The 21,742-nt window shown below is 63.2% G+C and carries 19 protein-coding genes and 1 pseudogene; 9 read left to right on the top strand and 11 right to left on the bottom strand.

Annotation, left to right across the window (positions count from 1 at the left end; translation table 11 throughout):
- Nucleotides 1-150 precede the first annotated feature (150 nt).
- From NKI25_RS24590 to NKI25_RS24580, 3 genes are read right to left on the bottom strand one after another with little or no spacing between them, the layout of a single operon-like run.
- On the bottom strand, nucleotides 151-1,305 hold the full coding sequence (locus tag NKI25_RS24590; RefSeq protein ID WP_352590115.1) for an efflux RND transporter periplasmic adaptor subunit: 1,155 nt from the start codon (nucleotides 1,303-1,305) through the stop codon (nucleotides 151-153).
- Nucleotides 1,306-1,321: 16 nt separating this feature from the next.
- Nucleotides 1,322-4,501, bottom strand: coding sequence for an efflux RND transporter permease subunit (locus NKI25_RS24585; protein WP_352782020.1), 3,180 nt, complete (start codon nucleotides 4,499-4,501; stop codon nucleotides 1,322-1,324).
- Nucleotides 4,495-4,767 (bottom strand): hypothetical protein, encoded by a 273-nt coding sequence (locus tag NKI25_RS24580; RefSeq protein WP_031211028.1) that lies wholly within the window; start codon nucleotides 4,765-4,767, stop codon nucleotides 4,495-4,497. The genes NKI25_RS24585 and NKI25_RS24580 overlap by 7 nt, the downstream gene beginning before the upstream one ends.
- Before the next feature lie 253 nt (nucleotides 4,768-5,020).
- Between NKI25_RS24580 and NKI25_RS24575 the strand changes: the two genes are divergently transcribed.
- Nucleotides 5,021-5,602 (top strand): TetR/AcrR family transcriptional regulator, encoded by a 582-nt coding sequence (locus NKI25_RS24575; RefSeq protein WP_352569411.1) that lies wholly within the window; start codon nucleotides 5,021-5,023, stop codon nucleotides 5,600-5,602.
- A gap of 542 nt (nucleotides 5,603-6,144) precedes the next feature.
- Here the strand turns inward: NKI25_RS24575 and NKI25_RS24570 are convergent.
- From NKI25_RS24570 to NKI25_RS24545, 6 genes are all read right to left on the bottom strand, one after another.
- Nucleotides 6,145-7,167: a LacI family DNA-binding transcriptional regulator gene (locus NKI25_RS24570; protein ID WP_352590109.1), complete on the bottom strand. Its 1,023-nt coding sequence runs from the start codon at nucleotides 7,165-7,167 to the stop codon at nucleotides 6,145-6,147.
- A gap of 59 nt (nucleotides 7,168-7,226) precedes the next feature.
- Complete coding sequence (locus tag NKI25_RS24565) at nucleotides 7,227-8,021, bottom strand: ATP-binding cassette domain-containing protein (RefSeq protein WP_023674040.1); 795 nt, start codon at nucleotides 8,019-8,021, stop codon at nucleotides 7,227-7,229.
- A gap of 3 nt (nucleotides 8,022-8,024) precedes the next feature.
- Complete coding sequence (locus NKI25_RS24560) at nucleotides 8,025-9,011, bottom strand: ABC transporter permease (RefSeq protein ID WP_352590106.1); 987 nt, start codon at nucleotides 9,009-9,011, stop codon at nucleotides 8,025-8,027.
- A 107-nt stretch (nucleotides 9,012-9,118) separates the two neighbouring features.
- Nucleotides 9,119-10,051, bottom strand: coding sequence for a substrate-binding domain-containing protein (locus NKI25_RS24555; protein ID WP_023716807.1), 933 nt, complete (start codon nucleotides 10,049-10,051; stop codon nucleotides 9,119-9,121).
- 250 nt (nucleotides 10,052-10,301) lie between these two features.
- The gene (locus NKI25_RS24550) at nucleotides 10,302-11,096 is read right to left on the bottom strand and encodes an SDR family oxidoreductase (RefSeq protein WP_352621194.1); all 795 of its coding nucleotides are present in this window, start codon (nucleotides 11,094-11,096) and stop codon (nucleotides 10,302-10,304) included.
- Nucleotides 11,097-11,173: 77 nt separating this feature from the next.
- Nucleotides 11,174-12,331 (bottom strand): fumarylacetoacetate hydrolase family protein, encoded by a 1,158-nt coding sequence (locus tag NKI25_RS24545; RefSeq protein WP_352621196.1) that lies wholly within the window; start codon nucleotides 12,329-12,331, stop codon nucleotides 11,174-11,176.
- Nucleotides 12,332-12,556: 225 nt separating this feature from the next.
- On the opposite strand from NKI25_RS24545, the pseudogene NKI25_RS24540 reads away from it, so the two are divergent.
- From NKI25_RS24540 to NKI25_RS24510, 7 genes and pseudogenes are all read left to right on the top strand, one after another.
- A pseudogene (locus NKI25_RS24540) lies at nucleotides 12,557-13,839 on the top strand (NAD(P)/FAD-dependent oxidoreductase).
- A gap of 84 nt (nucleotides 13,840-13,923) precedes the next feature.
- Nucleotides 13,924-14,811, top strand: coding sequence for an ABC transporter permease (locus tag NKI25_RS24535; RefSeq protein WP_352590094.1), 888 nt, complete (start codon nucleotides 13,924-13,926; stop codon nucleotides 14,809-14,811).
- Complete coding sequence (locus NKI25_RS24530) at nucleotides 14,808-15,686, top strand: ABC transporter permease (protein ID WP_352590091.1); 879 nt, start codon at nucleotides 14,808-14,810, stop codon at nucleotides 15,684-15,686. The genes NKI25_RS24535 and NKI25_RS24530 overlap by 4 nt, the downstream gene beginning before the upstream one ends.
- Nucleotides 15,671-16,741: an ABC transporter substrate-binding protein gene (locus tag NKI25_RS24525; RefSeq protein ID WP_352590088.1), complete on the top strand. Its 1,071-nt coding sequence runs from the start codon at nucleotides 15,671-15,673 to the stop codon at nucleotides 16,739-16,741. The genes NKI25_RS24530 and NKI25_RS24525 overlap by 16 nt, the downstream gene beginning before the upstream one ends.
- Nucleotides 16,742-16,946: 205 nt before the next feature.
- A complete protein-coding gene (locus tag NKI25_RS24520; RefSeq protein WP_352590085.1) occupies nucleotides 16,947-17,555 on the top strand; it encodes a cupin domain-containing protein in 609 nt (202 codons plus the stop codon).
- Nucleotides 17,545-18,630 carry an ABC transporter ATP-binding protein gene (locus tag NKI25_RS24515; protein ID WP_352590082.1) on the top strand — a complete coding sequence of 362 codons (1,086 nt, stop codon included), beginning with the start codon at nucleotides 17,545-17,547 and terminating at the stop codon, nucleotides 18,628-18,630. The genes NKI25_RS24520 and NKI25_RS24515 overlap by 11 nt, the downstream gene beginning before the upstream one ends.
- 34 nt (nucleotides 18,631-18,664) lie before the next feature.
- Nucleotides 18,665-20,092: an aldehyde dehydrogenase family protein gene (locus tag NKI25_RS24510; protein WP_352590079.1), complete on the top strand. Its 1,428-nt coding sequence runs from the start codon at nucleotides 18,665-18,667 to the stop codon at nucleotides 20,090-20,092.
- A 124-nt stretch (nucleotides 20,093-20,216) separates the two neighbouring features.
- Here the strand turns inward: NKI25_RS24510 and NKI25_RS24505 are convergent, their stop codons facing one another.
- Entirely contained in the window at nucleotides 20,217-20,702 is a 486-nt protein-coding gene (locus NKI25_RS24505) for an SRPBCC family protein (RefSeq protein ID WP_502897426.1), read from the bottom strand.
- Nucleotides 20,699-21,049 carry an ArsR/SmtB family transcription factor gene (locus NKI25_RS24500; protein ID WP_352590076.1) on the bottom strand — a complete coding sequence of 117 codons (351 nt, stop codon included), beginning with the start codon at nucleotides 21,047-21,049 and terminating at the stop codon, nucleotides 20,699-20,701. The genes NKI25_RS24505 and NKI25_RS24500 overlap by 4 nt, the downstream gene beginning before the upstream one ends.
- A 169-nt stretch (nucleotides 21,050-21,218) precedes the next feature.
- On the opposite strand from NKI25_RS24500, the gene NKI25_RS24495 reads away from it, so the two are divergent.
- Nucleotides 21,219-21,569 carry an ArsC family reductase gene (locus NKI25_RS24495; RefSeq protein ID WP_352590073.1) on the top strand — a complete coding sequence of 117 codons (351 nt, stop codon included), beginning with the start codon at nucleotides 21,219-21,221 and terminating at the stop codon, nucleotides 21,567-21,569.
- Nucleotides 21,570-21,742 lie beyond the last annotated feature (173 nt).

Below are 21,742 nucleotides of genomic sequence, written 5' to 3'. Positions count from 1 at the left end.
CACAGTTGGAGAGCGCCTCTATGCTGCCATCGTCGCCAGAGCCGCCGTTCGCACTACGGCTTGAATCGGCCGTGTCGAAAACATCAGCAAAAACGGCGCCCTTGGCGTGGGAGCCGAGGGCGCCGCGGGACCGGAACCTGATGGGGGTTATCAGGTGGCCGGTTTCTCGGGCAGCGGCGAGATCGGCATTCCCGGGCCGATCTTCTGCAGATTGCCGGTAATCACCCGGTCGCCTTCGGCCACACCGCTCAAGATGGCGACCTGATCGCCATTGGTCGGTCCGAGCGAAACGATACGCTGGTCGACCGTGTTGTCCTTGCCGACGACATAGAGGTATTTGCCGAGCTGGCCTGAGCCGAGTGCCGTCTGCGGTACCATCAGCGCATCGGGCTGCTCTTTGACGTGCAGCCGGACGCGGACATATTGGCCGGGCAGCAGCGTGAACTTGCCGTTGCCGACCGTCGCCCGTGCCGTGATCGTGCCGGTCGATCGATCGATCGTGTTGTCCATGAAGGTAAGATCGCCCTTCTGGCGCGGTTCCGTTTCACCGGGAAGCAGGACGTCGACACTGATCGGTCCCGCGGCGCGGGCCTCCTCGATCTGTGTCAGGTCCGTTTCGCTCGGATTGAAGGTGACGTAGATCGGATCGAGCTGCACCAGCGAATTGAGCACCGTGCCGGCGACGCTGACCAGCGTTCCAACAGATGCTTGGCTGCGTCCGATGCGTCCCGCGAACGGGGCACGGATTTCGGTGTAGCTCAAATTGAGCTCGGCGGTCCGCAAGGCGGCCTGGTTCACGGCGAGCGAGGCCTGAGCCTCACGCAAGGTGCTGGTGCGCTGGTCGAACACGTCCTTGGCGAGATAGCCGCTCTTGGCGAGTTCGCTGCCGCGCCCGAGATTGGAGCGCGCATAGTCGAGCGTCGCCGTGTCGCGCTGGATAAGCGCCTTCGCCTGCTCGAGGGCAGCCTGGAAATCCTCAGGGGCGATCTTGTAGAGAAGGTCGCCCTTCGCAACGTCGCTGCCGTCGGTAGCGACCTGCTCCTGCAGATAACCCGGCACGCGCGCCTGCAGCGTGATGCTGCGGATCGGCTCCACCCGGGCGGCGTAGTCGAGATAGATCGGGATCGTCTTCTTGACGACGCTCACCACCGGCACCGGCATGACAAAAGCTTCCGGCTTGGGTGTCGCCGCCCCGGCTGTGCCGGCGTTGAGGCTGAGGCTGCCCATGTCGAGCAGGTGAACGCTCGCCACCGAAATCGCCCCAAGGGCGACGGCCGTTCCCAGCGCGATTTTCCATTTACGCATGATCAATTCTCCAGTCCTATTCGGCCGCTTCGGCCAATGGCTCGAAGGCGGGTTCGGCAGTTGGTTGTTCGGTCGCTTCGGAAACCGGTTCGCTCTCGCTGCGGCGCTCGCGCAGCTGCTCGATCACCGCATAGAAGACCGGCACGAACACCAGCGACAGGATCGTCGCCGCGACCATGCCGCCAAAGACGGTGGTGCCGATCGACTGCCGGCTTGCGGCACCCGCACCCGTGGCGAACATCAGCGGCAGCACGCCGAGGATGAAGGCGAAGGCGGTCATCAGGATCGGCCGCAGCCGCAGCCGCGCGGCTTCCATCGCGGCGTCGACGATGCTGAGGCCTTCTTCGCGCCGGCGCCGGGCAAACTCGACGATCAGAATCGCGTTCTTGGCCGCCAGTCCGATCAGCATGACGAAGCCTATCTGCGAATAGACGTCGATCTGCATGCCGCGCAGCCACAGCACGACGAATGCACCGAACAGTGCGAGCGGCACCGCCAGCAGCACCATGAACGGCATCGCCCAGCTCTCATATTGCGCGGCGAGGATCAGGAAGACGAAGACGATCGCGAGACCAAAGACGACGGATGCGATCGATCCCGCCTTGAGCTCCTGATAGGTGATGCCGGTCCATTCGTAGCCGAAGTCTCTCGGCAACGCCGTGGCAGCGGCGCGTTCCATCGCCGCCACCGCCTGGCCGGACGAAAAGCCGGGGGCGGCGCCGCCATTGATCAGGGCCGACGCATTGTTGTTGTAGTGCGGCACGGTCTCGGGGCCGACGACGGGCACAAGCTTGCCCAGCGTGCTCAGCGGCACCATGCCACCCGACGCATTGCGGACATAGAGCCGCGATATGTCGGCCGGACCGGCGCGAGAGTCCTTGTCGGCCTGTATCGTCACCCGGAAGGTGCGGCCGAACAGGTTGAAATCGTTCACATAGAGCGAGCCGAGATAGATCTGCAGCGTATTGAACACGTCCGGCAGGTTGAGCCCGAGCAGCTTCGCCTTGGCGCGATCGAGATCGTAGTTGAACTGCGGCGTCGAGGTCGAGAACGACGAGAACAATTGCTGTGGGTTGAGCTCGGGCTGCTTGCGCGCCTCGGCAATCACGGCTTGCGTCGCATCGTTGAGCGCCACGCTGCCGCGGCCGGTCAGGTCCTCGACCTGGAACTCGAAGCCCCCGGTGGTGCCAATGCCTGGGATCGACGGCGGGTCGAAGCTCAGCGCAAAAGCCTCTGGAATTTGCAGCAGCTTGTTGCGCACGTCGGCGACGAGCTTAGACGCGCTCTGATCGGGGCCGCGTTCGTCCCATGGCTTCAGGATAGCGAATTCGACCGCCGAATTCGACTGCGCGGCACTGGTCAGGAAGTTCAAGCCGCTGATCGAGCCGACGATGTCGACGCCGGGCGTGTTCTGCAGGATGTCGCGTGCCTTTTGCGCCACCGCGTCGGTGCGTTCCAGCGAGGCCCCGTCGGGGAGCTGGATGACGACGAAGAAATAGCCCTGGTCCTCGACCGGAAGGAAGGTCGAGGGCAGGCGCTGCCAGACGAAATAGGTCGCGACAAGTCCGGCCGCGAACACGCCGAGCATGATCCAGCGCAGGCGGATGAGAATACGGACCCCATTCGCATAGGCATGCGCCAGCCGTTCGAAGCCCATGTTGAACCAGCGGAACAGCACGAACTGCGTTTCCGGCCGGTGGCGCAGGAAGGCGGCGCTGAGCGACGGGGTAAGCGTCAGCGAGACGAAGGCCGAGATGCCGAAGGAGATCGCCACCGTCAGGGCGAACTGGTTGTAGAGCCGGCCGGACACGCCCGGAATGAAGGCGACCGGCACGAACACCGCCATCAGCACGGCGGTCGTCGCGATGATCGGGCCGGTGACCTCCGCCATCGCGGTGCGCGTGGCAGCCAGAGGTTTGAGACCGGCCTCAAGTTGGCGTTCGACATTCTCGACGACGACGATGGCGTCGTCGACGACGAGGCCAATCGCCAGCACCATGCCGAGCAGGCTGAGCATGTTCAGTGAGAAGCCAAGCATATGCATGACGGCCAGCGTCGCCACCAGCGACACCGGAATTGCGATCGTCGGGATGATCGTGGTGCGCCAGCTTTGCAGGAAGATGAACACCACGGCGACGACCAGGACCAGCGCTTCGCCGAGCGTGATCAGCACGTCGTGCATTGAGGCCGAAACGAAACGTGTCGTATCGTAATGCATGGCGTAGCTGACGCCCTTCGGGAAACGGGCCGACAGCTCCTGCATCTTGTCCTTGACGCGCTGCTGCAGATCGAGCGCGTTGGAGCCCGGCATCTGGTAGACCGCGAGCACCACCGTCGGGTCCTTGCCGAAGAAGGCCGACGACGAATATTGCAGCGCGCCGAGCTCGATGCGCGCAACGTCGCGCAGCCTGACCAGCGAGCCGTTGGCGGTATTGGCCCGCACGACGATGTCGCCGAACTCCTTGGGATCGCTCAGCCTGCCGATGGCGTTGACCTGCATCTCGAAGGCAGTGCCGGCCGGAGCCGGTGATTGCCCGATCTTGCCGGCCGCCACCTGGACGTTCTGCTCGGCGACGGCGTTCTGCACGTCGACGGCAGTAATGCCGAGATTGGCTAGCTTGTCGGGGTCGAGCCAGATGCGCATCGAATAGCGCCGCTCACCGAAGATCTGCACGTCGCCGACGCCGGGCAGGCGCTTCAGCGGATCGACCACCTGCAAGTAGGCGAGATTGCTCAGCGCGACCGGGTTGACGGAACCGTCTGGCGAGGTGAGGTCGACGATCAGGACGAAGTTCGGGTTCTGCTTCTTGATCGTCACGCCGCCCTGATTGACGATGGCCGGCAACGAGGAAGCCGCCTGCGAAACGCGGTTCTGGACGTCGACGGCCGCCGTGCTCAGATCGTAGCCGACGTCGAAGGTGATTGTGATCGTCGAGGAGCCGTCATTGGAGCTCGACGACGACATATAGGTCATCCCCTGGACGCCGTTGATCTGCTGTTCGAGCGGCGTCGTCACCGTGTCGGCGACGACCTGCGCGCTGGCGCCCGGGTAATGGGCGCTGACCACGACCTGGGGCGGCGTGATGTCGGGAAACTGCGAGACGGGCAGGAGGAAATAACAGATCGCTCCGGCGAGCACCATGATGATGGCGATCGCCGACGCAAAGATCGGACGATGAATGAAGAAGTTTACCATGAGATGCAAGCCTCGCCCGATGCTCTGGCCCGGCCAAACGCCCTGGCTACCCTGGACAGCCGCCGGCTGCGTGTTGAGCCGGAATCTTCGAGAAAGCCGAAATCTTCAAGGCGGCGCGGCGCATTGCGGCGCTCGGCCTGTTCGTCCGCCAGCGCACGCAGCATCGCCTCGAAAGACCGCGGGTCGACGCGGTCGGCCTTCATCAGCATGCGGATCATCGGATCCCTTACGACTTCATCGATCGTCAGATCATTGCGCTGCGACATCGAAGCGGCTCCTGGTTTTTGGTGATCCGCGGCAAGCCGCGGATCTGGTGTTTTCTTGCTCGCCGGCCGAGGCCGTGAGGTGCGGTTCGTCCCCTTGCCGATCGGGGCGGGGCTGATGGCTGGCACTTGCGAGTTTGACATGATGCAATGCGGGTGTTACAGGTAAGTAACATCTCTAACGTTACAGACCGGTAACACCCTAGTCAAGAGGTGCACCGAGGGAATTTCGGGAAACGCAATCACGGAGGTTTTGATGACAGACGTTGTTGTGGAGCGTGTTCGCCCCCGGGACAGGATCCTGGAGACGGCACGGGACATGTTTCACAAGCATGGCATTCGCGGCGTCGGCATCGACGCCATCACCGAGGCCGCCGGCACAAACAAGATGACGCTCTACCGGCATTTCGAGTCCAAGGACGACCTGATCATCGAATGTCTGCGGGCGACTGCCTGCAGCGCCAACGCGATGTGGGAGAAGTTCGAGGCCGAGAATCCGGGCGACAAGCTGGCGCAGCTGCATGCCTGGGTCCGGATGGCGGCCGATTGCCTGATGTCGGATCGCCGCGGTTGCGACATGGCCAACGCCGCCATCGAGCTGAGCGAGGCCGATCATCCGGCAAGGCAAGTGATCAAGGAGCTCAAGGAAGCGCAGCGCGAGCGGCTGGTCTCGCTGTGTCGCGATGCCGGCATCGGCCAGGCCGAGCTTCTTGCGGACACGCTGTCGCTGTTGCTCGAGGGCGCCCGCGTCAGCCTGCAAAGCGTCGGCGCCGAGGGCCCGAGCGCGCAGTTCGTCCGCATGGCGGAAGGCCTGATCACGTCTTTCAGGGCCAGATAGTCTCGCAAGCGGCGAAACGATACGTGGCGTTTCGATTGCGGCCGCGTCGCCGGGTGATGTCTCGTCCCATCGCGATGTGCCATCTCGCGTCTCCTGTGCCGATCCTCCGCACCATGGCCGGCGCGGCGTTGATCGCTGGTCGTGACGCAGGATAGGGCCGCCGGCGAACCGGTGAGAGTGACAAGTGTGACAGGATTCTGCCCGACAAGCCGCGGCGGTCGCAGCGAGTCGATCCGCGGATCAGCAAACGTGTCCGGTGCTGTCCCGACCGCAAGCATTGGCCGCTATCCCGGAGCTGGAACAAAAAAAGCCCGCTGCCGGGAGGAGGTGGCAGCGGGCTCGATTTCGAATACGGCACGGGAGGAGGTGTACCGCACTCAGCGTCGGCATCGCATCTGGGAGGAGTAGATGGCCGACACCTGCAAAACTATCGATTGCCCAATGATTCGGCAACCACAAAAGTTGCATAGGTGATGTGCAGATTTGCGGTATCAACCGAATTTTAACGATCGAGGCCCGAGCGACCATCGCCTCGCGCGACATCACTGCACCGGGACATTTTCCTTGAAGATCAGGCGCGGCTCGATGAATTTCCGCGTCAGATAGGGCGCCGACGAGGCGATCGAGCCGAGCAGGCGAATGACCGACTGTTCGGCGATCAGCCGCGCATTCTGGTCGATGACGACGTCGAGCAGATCGTCGACGAGATAGCCGCGCGTCTCGCGCGTCAGATCATGGCAGATGAACACCGGCTTCGTCTGCGGCCTGACTTCGAGCAATGCTTTTGCCACGCCCGAGCGCCCGGCGCCGATACAATAGATGCCGAGCAGCTCCGGCGCGTTGTGCAGCGCCTTCATGGTCGCGGTATAACTGACCTCCGGCTCATCGTTGATCTCCACGGCGCTAGTGACGGTTAGGTTGGGGAACTCCTCGCCGAGCACGGAGCGAAAGCCCATCTCGCGTTCCTCATGGCCGCGGTAGGAGCGTGAACCGACGACCATCGCCAGATGGCCCTGGCGGCCGCCGAGGAACCGTCCCATCAGCAGCGCCGCCGTACGGCCGGCCACCCGGTTGTCAATGCCGACATAGGCCGAGCGGGGCGCGCCCGGAACATCGGACACAAGTGTGACCAGGCGGATGCCGGCCTCGACGATCTCGCGCAAGATGTTGCGCGTTCTCGGGTGATCGACGGCAATGACGCCGACACCGTTCGCCTTGAGCGAGAGGTTTTCGACGGCCGCCTGCAAGGCACTCGGCGAGATGCCGGCGAGCTTGTGGATGCGGCAGGAGGCGACCAGCGGCAGGCGCGCCGCATAATCCTCGATGTGCCTGGCCAGATCGGCCATGAAGGCATTGCTGCCTATCGGCAGGAAGAATTCGAGATGCGCCGGCCGCGAGGGCAACGCTACCTGGTCGACCACCGGCAGATAGCCGAGCTGCTTGGCCGCCTCCATCACGCGCTGCCGGTTGGCGGCACTGGCTCCCGCCCGGTTGTTGAGCACACGGTCGACCGTCGCGGTCGACAGGCCGCAGCTCCTGGCAATATCCGAAACGGTGGCTTTCATGTCGCAACCATGTGGCGATGCGATCCAGTGCCTCGACGATCAGGCCGACCCCCGGCTGCTCAGCCGGGCCGTTGCGTGCCCTCGACCAGCGCGTCATGGATCTCCTTGTCCGACATGCCGGTGATGACGCGTTCGACTTCGGCGACGCTGGTCTTCTTCGGGTCGATATCGTCGGCGACCACCTTGCCGCGGCGCATGACGACGATGCGGTCGACCACCTGGAAGACATGATGGATGTTGTGGGCGATGAAGATGCAGGAATGGCCGGAATCGCGGGCACTGCGCACGAAGCTCAGCACGCCTTGCGTTTCGGCGACGCCGAGATTGTTGGTCGGCTCGTCGAGGATGATGAGATCGCTGTCGAAATGCATGGCGCGCGCAATCGCCACCGCCTGCCGCTCGCCGCCGGAGAGCGAGCCGATCGGCGTCGTCGGCGGGATGTTCTTCGAGATGCCGACCTGCTTGAGCAGGTCGCGGGCAACCACGTTCATCGCCTCCTGGTCCATGCGGTTGAGGAAACGCGGCGGCTTGATCGGCTCGCGTCCGAGGAACAGGTTGCGGGCGATCGACAGCTGCGTCACCAGCGCGGAGTCCTGGTAGATCGTCTCGATGCCATGGGCGATGGCGTCGCTGGTGCTGCGCAGATTCACCTTCTTGCCGCGGATGAAGATGTCGCCGCTGGTCAGCGGGACCGCGCCCGACAGCACCTTGATCAGCGTCGACTTGCCGGCGCCGTTGTCGCCGAGCAGTCCAACGATCTCCCTTTCGTTGACATGGAAATTGGCATCAACCAGCGCCTGCACGCGGCCATAGGACTTGCGGATATTTTCCATGCGGACAAGCGGTTCGGCCATGGTTCAAGTCCCTGCCTGATGCCGGCGTTCCAGCCATGAATGGAGCGCCATCATGCCGAGGATGATGGCGCCGATGAAAATATTATAGGCAAGGCCGGGCACACCGATCAGCACGATGCCGTTGCGCATCACGCGCAGGATCAGGATACCGAGCACCGTGCCGATGATTGTGCCGCGCCCGCCGGTCAGCGCCGTGCCGCCGATCACCACCATGGCGATGACTTCGAGCTCGTAGCCGGTGCCGCTGTTGGGGTTGGCCGCAGAGGTGCGTAGCGAGGAGATGACGCCGGCAAGCGAGGCCAGGATCGACGACAGGATGAACAGGCCGATCTTGACGCCGCTGACATTGACGCCGCGCGCCCTTGCAGCACTCGGGTTGCCGCCGGCCGCCTGGATCCAGTTGCCTGTCCGGCTCTGCGTCAGAACGTAGCCGAGCACGATTGCGGCGGCGATGAACCAGAACAGCGACATGTAGATACGGAACGGCCCGATGAAGAAATCGCCGACCAGCGCTTCCGCCAGCCAGCTGCCCTCGGCGCTCCAGGTCCGCTGCGGAAACCCGTTGGTGACGAACAAAGCGGTGCCGCGCACCACCAGCAGCATGCCCAGCGTCACCAGGAAGGACGGGATCTTGAGTTGCGTCACGAAGCAGCCATTGACCAGTCCAATGAATGCAGCGACCACCAGCGAGATGACGAAGGCGGCTTCGAGCGAGGCGACGCCGCTGTTGAACAACGTCCACATCAGGACCGGCGAGAAACCGAACACCGAGCCGACCGAGAGGTCGAATTCGCCTGATGTCATCAACAGCGTCATCGCCAGCGCGATCAGCCCGAGCTCGACCGTGAAGGCCAGCGTGTTCGAGATGTTCTGCGGCGACAGGAAGTCGTGGTTGATGCCCCAGAACACGGCGATCTCGACGACGAGCAGCACAAACGGCCCGAACTCGGGCCGCGCGATCGAGCGTTGGATAAGAGAACGATTTTCCACCTTGGACCCGCGATAGGATTGGATTTGGCCGCGACCGCAACCGGCTTCGGCGGAATGATGAGACGGTCACGGCCGCCGAAGCGGCCGTGGCCAACTCGATCGCGGATTTATTTGCCGGACAGGATCTTGTCGTAGACCGCCGCGGTGTCCTTCTCGTAGAGCGCGCCGGTGATCACGTCGAAGCCAGGCGGGATACCGCTCGCCGCCATGTTGGCGAGCGAGAGCGCGACGTAGCTGGTCGCCTGCGGATCCTGCCATTGGCCGGCATTGACGTAGCCGTTCAGCACTTCCTGGGTGGTGTCGAGCGAGTTGCCCCAGCCGACGACCGGGATTTCGCCCGGCTTGACGCCGACCTGGTCGAACACCCGCTTGATCGAGCCGGTGACAAGGTCGCCGAGACCGATGACCGCCTTGACCTTGGCCCGGTTGGCGGTGAGGTAATCGACCATGCGGTTGATCACTTCGGCCTGGTCGAGCGTCGCTTCGGTGATTTCATAGGTGATGCCGAGCGGCTCGAAGACGCTCTTGATGCCTTCCTCTTCCTGGACGCCATAGGTGGCGCCGGGAATTTCGACCGGCATCCAGACGAAGTCGCCCTTCTTCACCAGGCCCTTGTCGACCAAATACTGCGCCCAATGCTTGCCGAAGGTGACGTTGTCGCCGCCGACATAGGCGTTGAAATCCGCCTTCGGGTCGGGCGTGTTGAAGTTGATGATCGGGATGTTCGCCGCCCGCGCTTCCTTGACGATCTCGACAAGGCTGCCCGGATCGGGGCTGGTCGTGGTGATGCCGTCGGCCTTGGCGGCGATTGCGGCGCGGACGGCTTCCTGTTGCGACGCCACGTCGCCATTGTGGAACGACGTGTTGACGGTGTTGCCGGTGTCCGTCGCCCATTGCTTGGCGCCGGCAAGGAAGTAGGTCCAGACCGGATCGGCCGGGCCGCCATGCGAAATCCAGTAGAACGTCTTGGCCTGTGCCGCGGCCGGAATGGCCAGCGCCACCACCAAGCCAAGTACAAGCAGTCTTAGCCTCGTCAGCATTTGATTTCCTCCCATTTGAACCGAACTCCTCCTCCGACGACGATCGCGGCCAAAGCCGTGCGCGGCCAAAAACCGTGGTCGCATTTGCCAGCGTCGACCTGGGCGCATTAGAGCATTCCCTTTTTCGACCGATGGCAAGCCTCCATCGCCAATGGACGTTGGCGCAAGGCACCACGCCATCAGCAATCCCATCAGATTGCATCAGTTTGGCTGATATTTTCCAGGCGGCCGACGATCGGCCTTGTGACCGTCATGCAATCCCGCGCGGCGGCGCGCCGAGCACGTATTGCTCTAGGTCGATAAGCGTCCCGGTCATCAGCCCGGAGGCGTCGCTGAGCAGGAACAGCGTTAGCTGGGCGACTTCGTCCATGGTCAGCAATCGACCAAGCGGCAGGCCGGCGGCGGCAATCTTTGCCCAGTTTTCGCCCTTGCCCAGCGTGCGCGCCTGCATCTCTTGTTCGGCCGGCGTCGCTACCCAGCCCATGTTGATGCCGTTGACGCGGATGCGATCGGAAAGATGTGCGTTGGCAATGTTTCTGGTCAGCGTCGAAAGCGCGCCCTTGGTTGCGGAATAGATGGCAAGGTCCGGCGCACCGCAATGCGCATTCACCGACAGTATGTTGACGATGGCGCCCGCCGCCCGCCGTGTCTTCATGTCGGCTACGGCCCCCTGCATGAGGAAAAACGGCGCGCGCGCATTGACGGAAAACAACCTGTCCCAGTCGTCGATTGTGCCAGTTTCCAGAGAGGCCCGGTCGGTGAGGGCCGCGGCGTTCACCAGACAATCGATGCGGCCGAGTCTTTTGATCGCTTCCGCCATGACAGCTGCAGGCGCGGCCGGATCTCCAAGGTCGGCCTGGATGAAGACGACGGGCCGGCTTGGTCGTGAAAGCTCTTCGGCGATGCGTCTGCCACGCTCGGCATTGCGGCCGACAATGGCGATCCCTTCGCCGCCGTCGGCTGAGGCCAGCCGGACGATGGTCTCACCAAGTCCTTGCGTTCCGCCGGTAACGACAAGGGTCTTGCCCTCAAGAGCGACGATCAATGGACTCTCCCGAATGCCGACGAGCAGGTAATTTCCAATCAGAGAATTCTAGAATATATCGGATGTAGGGTGGGGGACTAGATGAGGTCGGCCCTTGCGAGGTCACGCATCAGATGGCTGGCGCCGTAGGTCCAGTGTGGGCAGTCGGGCGACAGCCGCACGCGGTTGACCAAGGCGCCGAATTTCTCCGACGAGATGGTGACGATGTCGCCGACCTTGTGGGTAAAGCCCTTGCCTGTTTCGCCGCGATCCTTCGACGGCACGAACATGGTGCCGAGATAGAGCGCCAGCCCGTCCGGGTACTGGTGATGTGGCCCCATGGCGGCGGCGACCAACTCTTCCGGCGAGCGGCTGATCTCGGCCATCGAACTGGCGCCCTCCAGCGAGAACCCATCCTCGCCTTCGACTTTCAGGCGTACGATCGCCTGCTTCACGTCGCCAATGGAAAATGTCTCATCGAACAGCCGGATAAAGGGGCCAAGTGCTGCCGAAGCGTTATTGTCCTTGGCTTTGCCGAGCAGCAGCGCCGAGCGCCCCTCGACGTCGCGCAGATTGACGTCGTTGCCGATCGTCGCCCCGACAATCCTGCCGCTGCCGGCGGCAATCATGGCGATCTCCGGCTCCGGATTATTCCATGTCGAAACCGGATGCAGGCCGACATCGGCGCCGAAGCCGACCGAGGCCATCGGCTGGCATTTGGTGAAGATCTCGGCATCGGGGCCGATGCCGACTTCCAGATATTGCGACCAGGCGCCGCGCGCTATCAGCTTGGCCTTGATCTCCATCGCTTCCGGCGAGCCGGGCTTGAGCTTCGACAGATCGTGGCCGATCAGCCCGGCGATGTCGGCGCGAATGGCGTCGGCCTTTTCCGCCGAACCGCGCGCCTGCTCCTCGATCACCCGTTCGAGCAGGCTGACGACAAAGGTGACGCCAGATGCCTTGATCGCCTGCAGGTCGACGGGGGACAGCAGATACGGTTTCCCCGGATCGCGCGCTGTCTCGAAACTGTTAGCGGCAATGGCATCGAGCGGGCCGATCGGCCGCCCCTTGGCCGAGCGGACGTGCCCCGCCGGATCCGGCAATTCGCAAACGTCGCGCACGGTCGGCGCCACATTTGACGTGATGTCGAAGACCGTGCCGTCACGCACCGTGACCACCAGCGGATGGGAAGCATCGCTCGCCCGGGCGCGGCCCACGAAGAGGCCTTCGGCGGGCAAATGTGTGGCGTTCGTCATGGCTTACATTTCCTGTTGTCTTGTCCTTCGGCCGCGGCACTTTCAACAAATTCCCGCCAAAGGTCTATCCCGCTTGCAGGGCGAGCTTTGTCAATTCTTTCAAGCGGTCTTCGCATCGCTGGACCTTGATCGAGCCTGACGTGCGCCAACGGCGACGGAAAACGCTCTTTCAAAATAATGAAACCGTCGCTAGGGTTTTCACCTACTGAAATCTTCAGGTGACGCTTGCACTTACGGTTTTCCGATCCAATCTGGCAGAAGCCGCGGACAGCCACCGCGTTCCAGTCGCTTTTTCCAGCCGGCCAATGCGTCGATGTCGTTATCGTCGGCGGCGGCATTCTGGGTCTGTCAACGGCCTTGCACGCTGCCCGGCTCGGCCTTGCCGTCCAGGTGCTGGAGGCCGGCGAAATTGGCAATGGCGCATCCGGCCTGAACGGCGGTCAGGTCATTCCCGGCCTGAAATACGATCCGGACTGGCTGCTGGAGCATTTTGGTCTCGAACGCGGCGAAGCGCTCGTCAACTTTGCCGCCTCGACCGCTGACACCGTCTTCGAATTGATCCGCGACGAAAGACTGGCGGTGCCGTTCGTCCGCAATGGCTGGATCCAGGCCGCGCATACCGAGACCGCGCTGAAAGCGGCGGCGAACCGGGATCGGCAGTGGCGCGCCCGCGGCGCCGATGTCCGGCTGCTGAGCAGGACGGAGATCGCGACGATGACCGGCGCGCAAGGCTATCTCGGCGGCTGGCTCGATCGCCGCGCCGGTGTCATCGATCCGCTCGCCTACACGTCGGAACTGGCGCGCGTCGCTGCAGCGGCGGGCGTAAAGATCGCCGAGCGCCAGAACGTGATGCAGATCAGCAAGAATGCTGGCTTTTGGCACGTTTCTACGGAAAGCGGCGCCGAACTCCAGGCCAAGGCGGTCGTTCTGGCGACCAACGCCTATACCGGCGGCCTGCTCCCCGGCCTCGCCGAGACGATCGTGCCGCTGCATTCCTTCCAGATCGCGACAGCGCCGCTATCGTCCAATCTCGCGGCGGCGATCCTGCCGGAAGGGCAGGCGGTGTCGGATTCGCGCCGCATCCTCGTCTATTATCGCAAGAGTGCCGACGGCCGGCTGGTGCTCGGCGGGCGCGGCCGCATGGCTTTCCCGAACGGCCCGGCCGACTGGGCGCATCTGGAACGCGCGCTGCTGCGGCTTTATCCGGCGCTGTCAGACATTGCCATTGAAAAGCGGTGGTTCGGCCGGGTGGCAATGACGCCGGACCATCTCCCGCATATCCACGAGCCAGAGAAGGGCCTGCTGGCGGTCGTCGGTTGCCAGGGCCGCGGCATCGGCCTGATGACCGCGCTTGGCGAGCGCATCGCCTCCTACCTGTCGAGCGGCGACACCAGGCAATTGCCGTTCCGGTCTCGCCGATCCGGCCATTCCCGTTTCATGCGTTTCGGCAGGTCGGCGTTGCCGCGACGATCGCCTGGTACCGGATGCTGGACGCCTTCGAACGCTGACGTTCATGCCCAAGCGTGAAACAGCTTGACAGCTTCACGAATATGAAAAAAGTTTAGTCGATTTCAAATTATGATGGGTAGTCGATGTCGACCATCGCCGCAACGCAGCCGCTGCCGGAAACCCGGTCTTCGCCGGGTTTTCGCTTCGCCATGCTGCTGCCCGGCGGGTTGGTCACCTTCTTGCTGATCCTTTTCGCCCTCGGCCTGGTGTTCTTTCTCGCCTTTCGCGGCAATGACGGCTCGCTGCTGGGGGCTGGTTTCACCCTTGCGAATTTCGTCACTGTGGCCACCGATCCGCTGTACTGGACGGTGACGCTGCGCTCGCTGGGCATCGCCGGCCTGGTGACGCTGGCAACCGTAGTCACCGCCTATCCCGTTGCCTACTATCTGGCTTTCCATGCCGGGCAGCGGCGCGGGCTGCTGCTGTTCCTGCTGACCCTGCCGTTCTGGACCAGCTATCTGCTGCGCGTCTTCGCCTGGAAGATCGTGCTTGCCTATAATGGCGTGCTGAACTCGGCGCTGATCGAAAGCGGCATCTGGTCGGAGCCGACATTGGCGTTCTTGAATACGCCGGCAGCGGTCGTCGTCACGCTCGCCCACGCTTATGCGCCGTTCGCTATCCTGCCCATCTATGTGGCGCTGGACACCATCCCGAAATCGCTGCTCGAGGCCGCTTCCGATCTCGGCGCAAAACCATTCACCAGCTTCCGCCGCATCGTGCTGCCCAATTCGATGCCGGGCGTGCTGGCGGCTGCTCTCGTCGTCTTCGTGCCGACCGTCGGCGATTATGTGACGCCGGCGCTGGTCGGCGGCCCTGCCAGTACAATGATCGGCACGCTGATCCAGGCCGAGTTCGGCAAGGCCAATGACTGGCCGTTCGGCGCCGCACTCGCCGTCGCCGTCATGCTGGTCATTCTCGCCGTGGTGCTGGTGGTGCGCTTCGCCGACCGCCGATACGGCAGCCGCACATGAACACGGCGCGTATCGATGCAAGGCAGGGCGGCGGCTGGCTGGGTGTCTATGTCCTTGCCTATCTGGTGTTCCTGTATCTGCCGATACTGCTGATCCCGCTGTTTTCCTTCAACAATTCGATCCAGGCGGCATTTCCGCTGCAAGGCTTCACGCTGGAATGGTACGGCACGCTGGTCGGCAATTCGGCGCTGTCCGGTGCGCTTGCCACCAGCCTCGTCATCGGCGCCATTGCCGCCACTGGCGCAACACTCTGCGGCATTACCGTGTCCTATATGGACCTTTACGGCCGCTCGCCGCTGGCCGCCACGATCAGTGCCATTGCGCGGCTGCCGATCCTGATCCCCGGCGTCATCGTCGGCATCTCGCTGTTGATCCTGGTCAATCTCGCCGGTTTCGGGCCGTCGCGCATTGCCATTGTGCTCGGCCATGTATTGGTGGCGCTGCCGACGACGGTGGTGGTCATGCGCAGCCGCTTCGCCGCCATCCCGAAGACCATCCGCGAGGCAGCGCTCGACCTCGGCGCCTCTGACTGGACGACCTTCAGACGGGTGATGCTGCCGCTCAGCCTGCCCGCCATTATTTCGGCGTTCATGCTGGCCTTCCTGACCTCGTTCGACGAGTTCATCGTCGCCTTCTTCCTTGCCGGCACCGAGCCGACGCTGCCGCTTTATATCTGGAGCCAGCTGCGCTTCCCGAAATCGCTGCCGACCGTCATGGCGCTCGGCACGGCGATCCTGGCAGTGTCGTTCGTCATCGCCGCACTCGCCGAAATCCTGCGCCATCGCGGGCTTGCCGCCACCCGGCGGCCAGCGCCCGCCAGCCTGTCAAAACCAGAAGAAACCGAAAGAGGAGAACTGCAATGGCATTCGACCTGAAATCGATAACGGCAAAGACAGCGAAAACCGGACTGGCCGCCTTCGCGCTGGCGCTTGCATCGACTGTCGCCTTTGCCGGCGACAAGCTGCAATATTTCACCTGGTCGGGCTATGAACTGCCCGACTTCAACAAGAGCTTCCTCGCCGCGCACCCAGATGGCGTCGAAGCCGCGATGTTCGGCGACGACGATGACGCCTTCACCAAGGTCAAGGCCGGCTTCCGCCCCGATGTCGCGCACCCTTGCTATGACAAGGTGGCGCGCTGGAACAAGGAAGGCCTGCTGCAGCCGATCGACACCAAGCGCATCAAGAACTGGGATTCGATCTTCCCGGTCTTCAAGAACCTGCCCGACCTGCAGGCCGGCGACGGCAAGGTCTGGATGGTGCCGTGGGACTGGGGCAATACCTCGATCCTCTACCGCACCGATCTGGTGAAGAACCCCGAAGCCAGCTGGAACCTGCTCTGGGACAAGCAATATGCCGGGCGCATGGCGACCATCGATGCCGTCCACGACACACCGGTGGTGGCGGCCCTTCTGGCAGGCGTCAATCCGTTCGACATGACACCGGAACAGATGGACAAGGTGGCGGAAAAACTGCGCGAGCAGCGCCCGCTGCTCTCGAACTACACCACCGACATGACCTCGGTCGAACAGGCACTGGCGAGCGGCCAGCTGGTCGCGGCCATGACCTGGAACGCCTCGGCAACCTCGCTGAAGAAGCAGGGCGTGCCTGTAGAGTTCATGAAGCCGAAGGAAGGCATGCTGACCTGGGCTTGCGGTTTCGTCATGCTCAAGGACGCCAAGAACGTCGATCTTGCTTATGACTTCATCAACAGCCGGCTGGAAACGGATTCCGGAAAGTATCTGATCCAGGCCTACGGCTATGGCAGCTCGACCAGCTCGGCTTTCGCCGCCGTGCCAAAGGAGGAGTTGGAGAAACTGCAGCTGCCTTCCGATCCCGAGGTGATGCTGAAGACCACGATCTTCACCGGGCCGATGAAACAGAATGACGAACTCGCCAAGATGTTCGAGAAGGTCAAGGCAGGCGGCTGAGTTCGCTCTTCCTTCTCCCCTTGTGGGAGAAGGTGGATTGGCGCGGAGCGCCAAGACGGTTGAGGGGTGTTGGAAGGAATGAGGCGTTGGTGTTTTCTGGAACACCCCTCATCCGACCGAGCTTCGCTCGGCCACCTTCTCCCACAAGGGGGAGAAGGGAAGACCGCGCGGCGCCGGCCAAAAATACTGTAACAAGGACGAACGAATGGACATGCTGGACGAAGCGGCTGAGAAGCCGAAGGACGACGCCGACGTCAGGGTCGGCCGGCGCGTGCGGGCGCTCAGGCTGGAGCGCAATCTCTCGCTGGCCGAACTTGCCGCCAAAGCCGGTGTCTCGATAGGTGCGCTAAGCCAGATCGAGCGCGGCATGTCGTCATTGCGGGTCCGCGTGATCTGGCCGCTTGCCGCCGCCCTCGATATAGAGCCGTCGGCCCTGATCGCCGACGGCAATGATGTCGGCAACGATCTTTATTGTGTGCGCGCCAACAGCCGGCGTCAGATCCCGGTCAAGTCGGAAGGCACCGCCAAGGCGCTGCTGTCGCCGCCGGCCGCCACGCTGACCGGCATGCTGGTGACCGTGGAAGCCGGCGGCGGCACCGCGGAAGCCTATGCCCATGCCGGCCATGAATTCGGCTTCGTCCTGTCCGGCGAGGTCGAGCTGGTGGTCGATTCGACCAGATACGGGCTGAAGGCCGGTGACAGCTTCGCCTTCAAGAGCACCTTGCTGCACGCCTTCCGCAATCCGGGCAGCGAGCGCTGCCAGATCCTGTGGGTCAACACCACCAAGCCGTCCGAGGTTCGCGATGGCGCCTGATCCTCTCGTCCGGCTGGACAAGGTCTCCAAGATATTCCCCGGCGGCATCGTCGGGCTCGAGTCTGTCGATCTCGACATTGCCCGCGGCGAGTTCCTGACCTTGCTCGGGCCGTCCGGCTGCGGCAAGACCACCAGCCTGCGGGTCATCGCCGGCTTCGAGAGCCCGTCGAGTGGCAGGGTTCTGCTCGAAGGCGGTGACATCACGGCACTCAGGCCCTTCGGCCGTCCCGTCAATACCGTGTTCCAGGACTACGCGCTGTTCCCACACATGAACGTTGCCGAAAATGTCGGCTTCGGCCTGTCGCTGCGCAAGCTCTCCGGTGCCGAACAGGCAAAGCGCGTCGGCGCAGCGCTCGACATGGTCGGCCTTGCCGAGAAGCTCGGCGCCCGCGTGTCCGAATTGTCGGGTGGCCAACGCCAGCGCGTCGCGCTTGCCCGCGCCATCGTCTGCGAGCCGCGTGTGCTGCTGCTCGACGAGCCGCTATCGGCGCTCGACGCGCATCTGCGCGAGCAGATGCAGGTCGAACTGAAGCGGCTGCAGTCGCGGCTTGGCACCACTTTCGTCATGGTCACGCACGACCAGACCGAGGCGCTGTCGATCTCAGACCGCATTGTCGTCATGAACAAGGGCCGCATAGAGCAGATTGCGCCGCCGGCAACTCTTTACGACCGGCCCGCCACCAAATTCGTCGCCAGCTTCATCGGTACCATGAACCTTCTGCAGTCGCGCTTTGTCGGCCGTGACGGCGAGCGCCTGCTGTTCACTGCCGGCGTCCTGCCGCTGGAAGCGATTTCGGATAAAGGCGAGCTGCCTGGCGAGGGCACTGTGCGCACCATCGGCGTGCGTCCGGAGGATATTTTGGCCACGACCGAGGCCGCGGCCGGTACCGCACCGGTGCGGGTGAACAGCATCGTCTTTCACGGCCGCACCTTGCGCCTTCATGCAGAGCTGGGGCAGGGGACACAGGTGGTGATCGACGCGCCACGCCGGGCGGAGGGTTTTCAATTCAGCGTCGGCGACGTGGCGCATATCAGCCTGCGGCGCGGCGCCAACTGCCCTATGCTACCTAGCTAGTCTCACTCATTTTTAGAAAACCGGAGCACGGCCCATGAGCAATCATCTCAATTTTTTCATCGGCGGCAAATGGGTCGGCCCCGTGGTTGCGGCAACGCTGGATGTGATCGATCCGTCCACCGAAGAGGCCTACACCAAAATCTCGGTCGGCTCGAAAGCCGATGTCGACAAGGCCGTGGCGGCAGCCAAGGCGGCATTCCCGGCCTTCTCGCAAACCAGCAAGGCCGAGCGCCTGAAGCTGCTGAAGCGTATCCTCGAAGTCTACAATGAGCGCTACGAGGACATCGCCCAGGCGGTCAGCCAGGAAATGGGCGCGCCGATCAGGTGGGCGCGCGAGGCGCAGGCCTGGGCGGGCAGGGCGCATATGGAAGCCACCATCAAGGCGCTTGAGGATTACGAATTCAGCGAGAAGCGCGGCACCACCATGGTGGTCAAAGAACCGATCGGCGTCTGCGCGCTGATTACGCCGTGGAACTGGCCGCTCAACCAGATCGTCTGCAAGGTGGCGCCGGCGATCGCCGCCGGCTGCACGGTCATTTTAAAGCCTTCCGAAATCGCGCCGATCAGCGGCATCATCTTTTCCGAGGTGATGGACGCCGCCGGCACGCCGAAGGGCGTCTACAATATGGTGAATGGCACTGGTCCGGATGTCGGCCAGGTCATGGCTGGCCATCTCGACGTCGACATGGTCTCGTTCACCGGGTCGACCCGGGCCGGCATCATCGTCGCCAAGACGGCGGCCGAGACCGTCAAGCGCGTCGCGCAGGAGCTGGGCGGCAAATCGGCCAACATCGTGCTGCCCGACGCTGACTTCGAGACGGCGGTGCGCAAGGGTGTCAACGCCTGCTTCGGCAATAGCGGCCAGTCCTGCGATGCGCCGACCCGCTTGCTGGTACCGGCCGCCCGTCACGACGAGGCGCTGACGATCGCCAGGAAGGCCGCCGAATGGCACAAGGTCGGCGACCCGCGCTCGGAGGAGACCAAGCTCGGGCCGGTGGTCAGCAACGTCCAGTTCGACAAGATCCAGCGGTTGATCGAGGCAGGTATCGCCGAGGGTGCGACGCTGGTCACCGGCGGCCCCGGCCGGCCGGAACACCTCAACCGTGGCTATTATGTGCGACCGACCGTTTTCGGCCACGTCAGGCCTGGCATGACCATCGAGAAGGAGGAGATTTTCGGGCCGGTCCTGTCGGTCATCTCCTACGATGACGATGATGATGCGGTGAAGATCGCCAACGACACCGTCTATGGCCTGGCTGCCTATGTGCAGTCCGGGGATATCGACCACGCCCGCAAGATTGCCAGCCGCCTGCGTGCCGGGCAGGTGTCGATCAACTATCCGGAATGGGATACGTTTGCGCCCTTCGGCGGCTACAAGCAGTCCGGCAACGGCCGCGAATATGCCGACTGGGCCATCCACGATTTCCTCGAGATCAAGGGCATCATCGGCTACGGCGCCTGAGCGTTCAACATTGGCATTACGCTAACCGTCAAGTTTGTTGCGAGCGTTGGTGCCTCGGCATCGGCGTTCGGTTGAACGGCCACGACGGCTCCGTGGCCGCAATGTGAGTGCGAAGCAGGTCGCCTCAGATCGTCTTGAGATAGCCGGCCAACTGATCCGCCACCGTGCCCCAGCCGTCGTAGAAGCCCATCTCCTCGTGGCTGTTGCGCGTGGCTTCGTCGCGGTGGATGGCGGTGGCGGTGTAGCGCGTCGTCTCGCCATGCGATTGCAGCGCTATGACGGCTGTGATGAATGGGTCGCCTGACGGCCGGTAGCCTGGCAGCAGCGCATCGGTCCACACCAGCCGCTCGTCCTGGACGATCTCGAGGTAGCAGCAACGCCTATCGTTGACCTCCTTGCCGTCGGGCGACTGCATGCGGGTCCGGAACAGACCGCCGGGCCGCAGATCGATCTCGCAATCGGTGATGATCCACGGCTTCGGCGTGAACCATTGGCGGACATGGTCGGGTCTCGTCAGGGCCATCCACAGCAGTTCTCGCGGCGCCTCGATCGTCCGTTCGAGCACGAGGTCGAGCTTCGGATCGGGTTGGAACAACGGCACCATATTCATCTGTCTGTCTCCTTGAGTTTCAGTACGTAGTCGTCGAACTGGTCGAGACGGCGCTCCCACAGCGCACGCTGCTCGGCCAGCCAGTTTTCCGCGAGCTTCAACGGCTCCGGCGCGAGCCGGTAGGTCCTGACGCGGCCGGCCTTTTCCGAATGCACCAGCCCGTAGCCTTCCAGAACCCTGAGGTGCTCGATGAAGGATGGCAGGGCCATCTCGAACGGCTGGGCAAGCTCGCTGACCGAGGCGGGGCTTCGGTTCAGTCGCTCGACCACGCGTCGCCGGGTCGGATCGGCGAGCGCCCGGAAAATGCCGTCGATCGGCGGGGGGCTTTCGGTCTGCAGGCTCGTCATGGTCGTTTCCTTGCCTCGGCTATTTCGTGAGAAAATTAGCTCGGGAAATGGTTAGGAAAATTCCTTACCATTGGCAAGCGCGGAAATCGCGGAGCCCGGCGAGGCCGCTGGAAAAGTGAGAGGCGCGGTTTTAGGGTGCCGTCAGATTCGACCGGTCCGAGGACGCGTTTTGACGATCACCATGTACGGCATCACCAATTGCGATACGGTCAAGAAGGCGCGTTCCTGGCTGGCGAGCCACGATGTTGCCTATCGCTTTCACGACTACAGGGCAGACGGCCTTGACGCGGATCGGCTGAACGGCTGGTCAGGCAAGGTCGGCTGGGAAATCCTGCTCAACAAGGCGAGCACAACGTACCGTGAACTGTCGGAGGAGGACAGACTGGGCTTGGACGAGAACAAGGCCAAGGCGCTGATGCTGGCCAAACCGACGATGATCAAGCGTCCGGTGCTGGAACTTGGCGATCGCATACTGGTTGGCTTCAAGCCGGACATTTATCAGCAGGCGATGGGTGGTTGAACCCGGTGCAGCGGGACGGCGAGGTTTCGCGGCTTCGTTCCAGCTTGGGTTCCTCGCCCCCACGAAAGTCCTAGGGGATGCACACATCTTTTCGTTGCGTCGATGACTCATCTGTGAGTTGCGGCGTCGGGTTGGTGTGTGATTCTGTAGGCGACGTACTGAGGGAGGCGTCG

Origin of the sequence: Mesorhizobium sp. M0808 (assembly GCF_040320025.1) — a bacterium.
GTDB lineage: Bacteria > Pseudomonadota > Alphaproteobacteria > Rhizobiales > Rhizobiaceae > Mesorhizobium.
The sequence above is the reverse complement of the archived record's forward strand: the minus strand, read 5'-3'. Positions and strand labels throughout refer to the sequence as shown.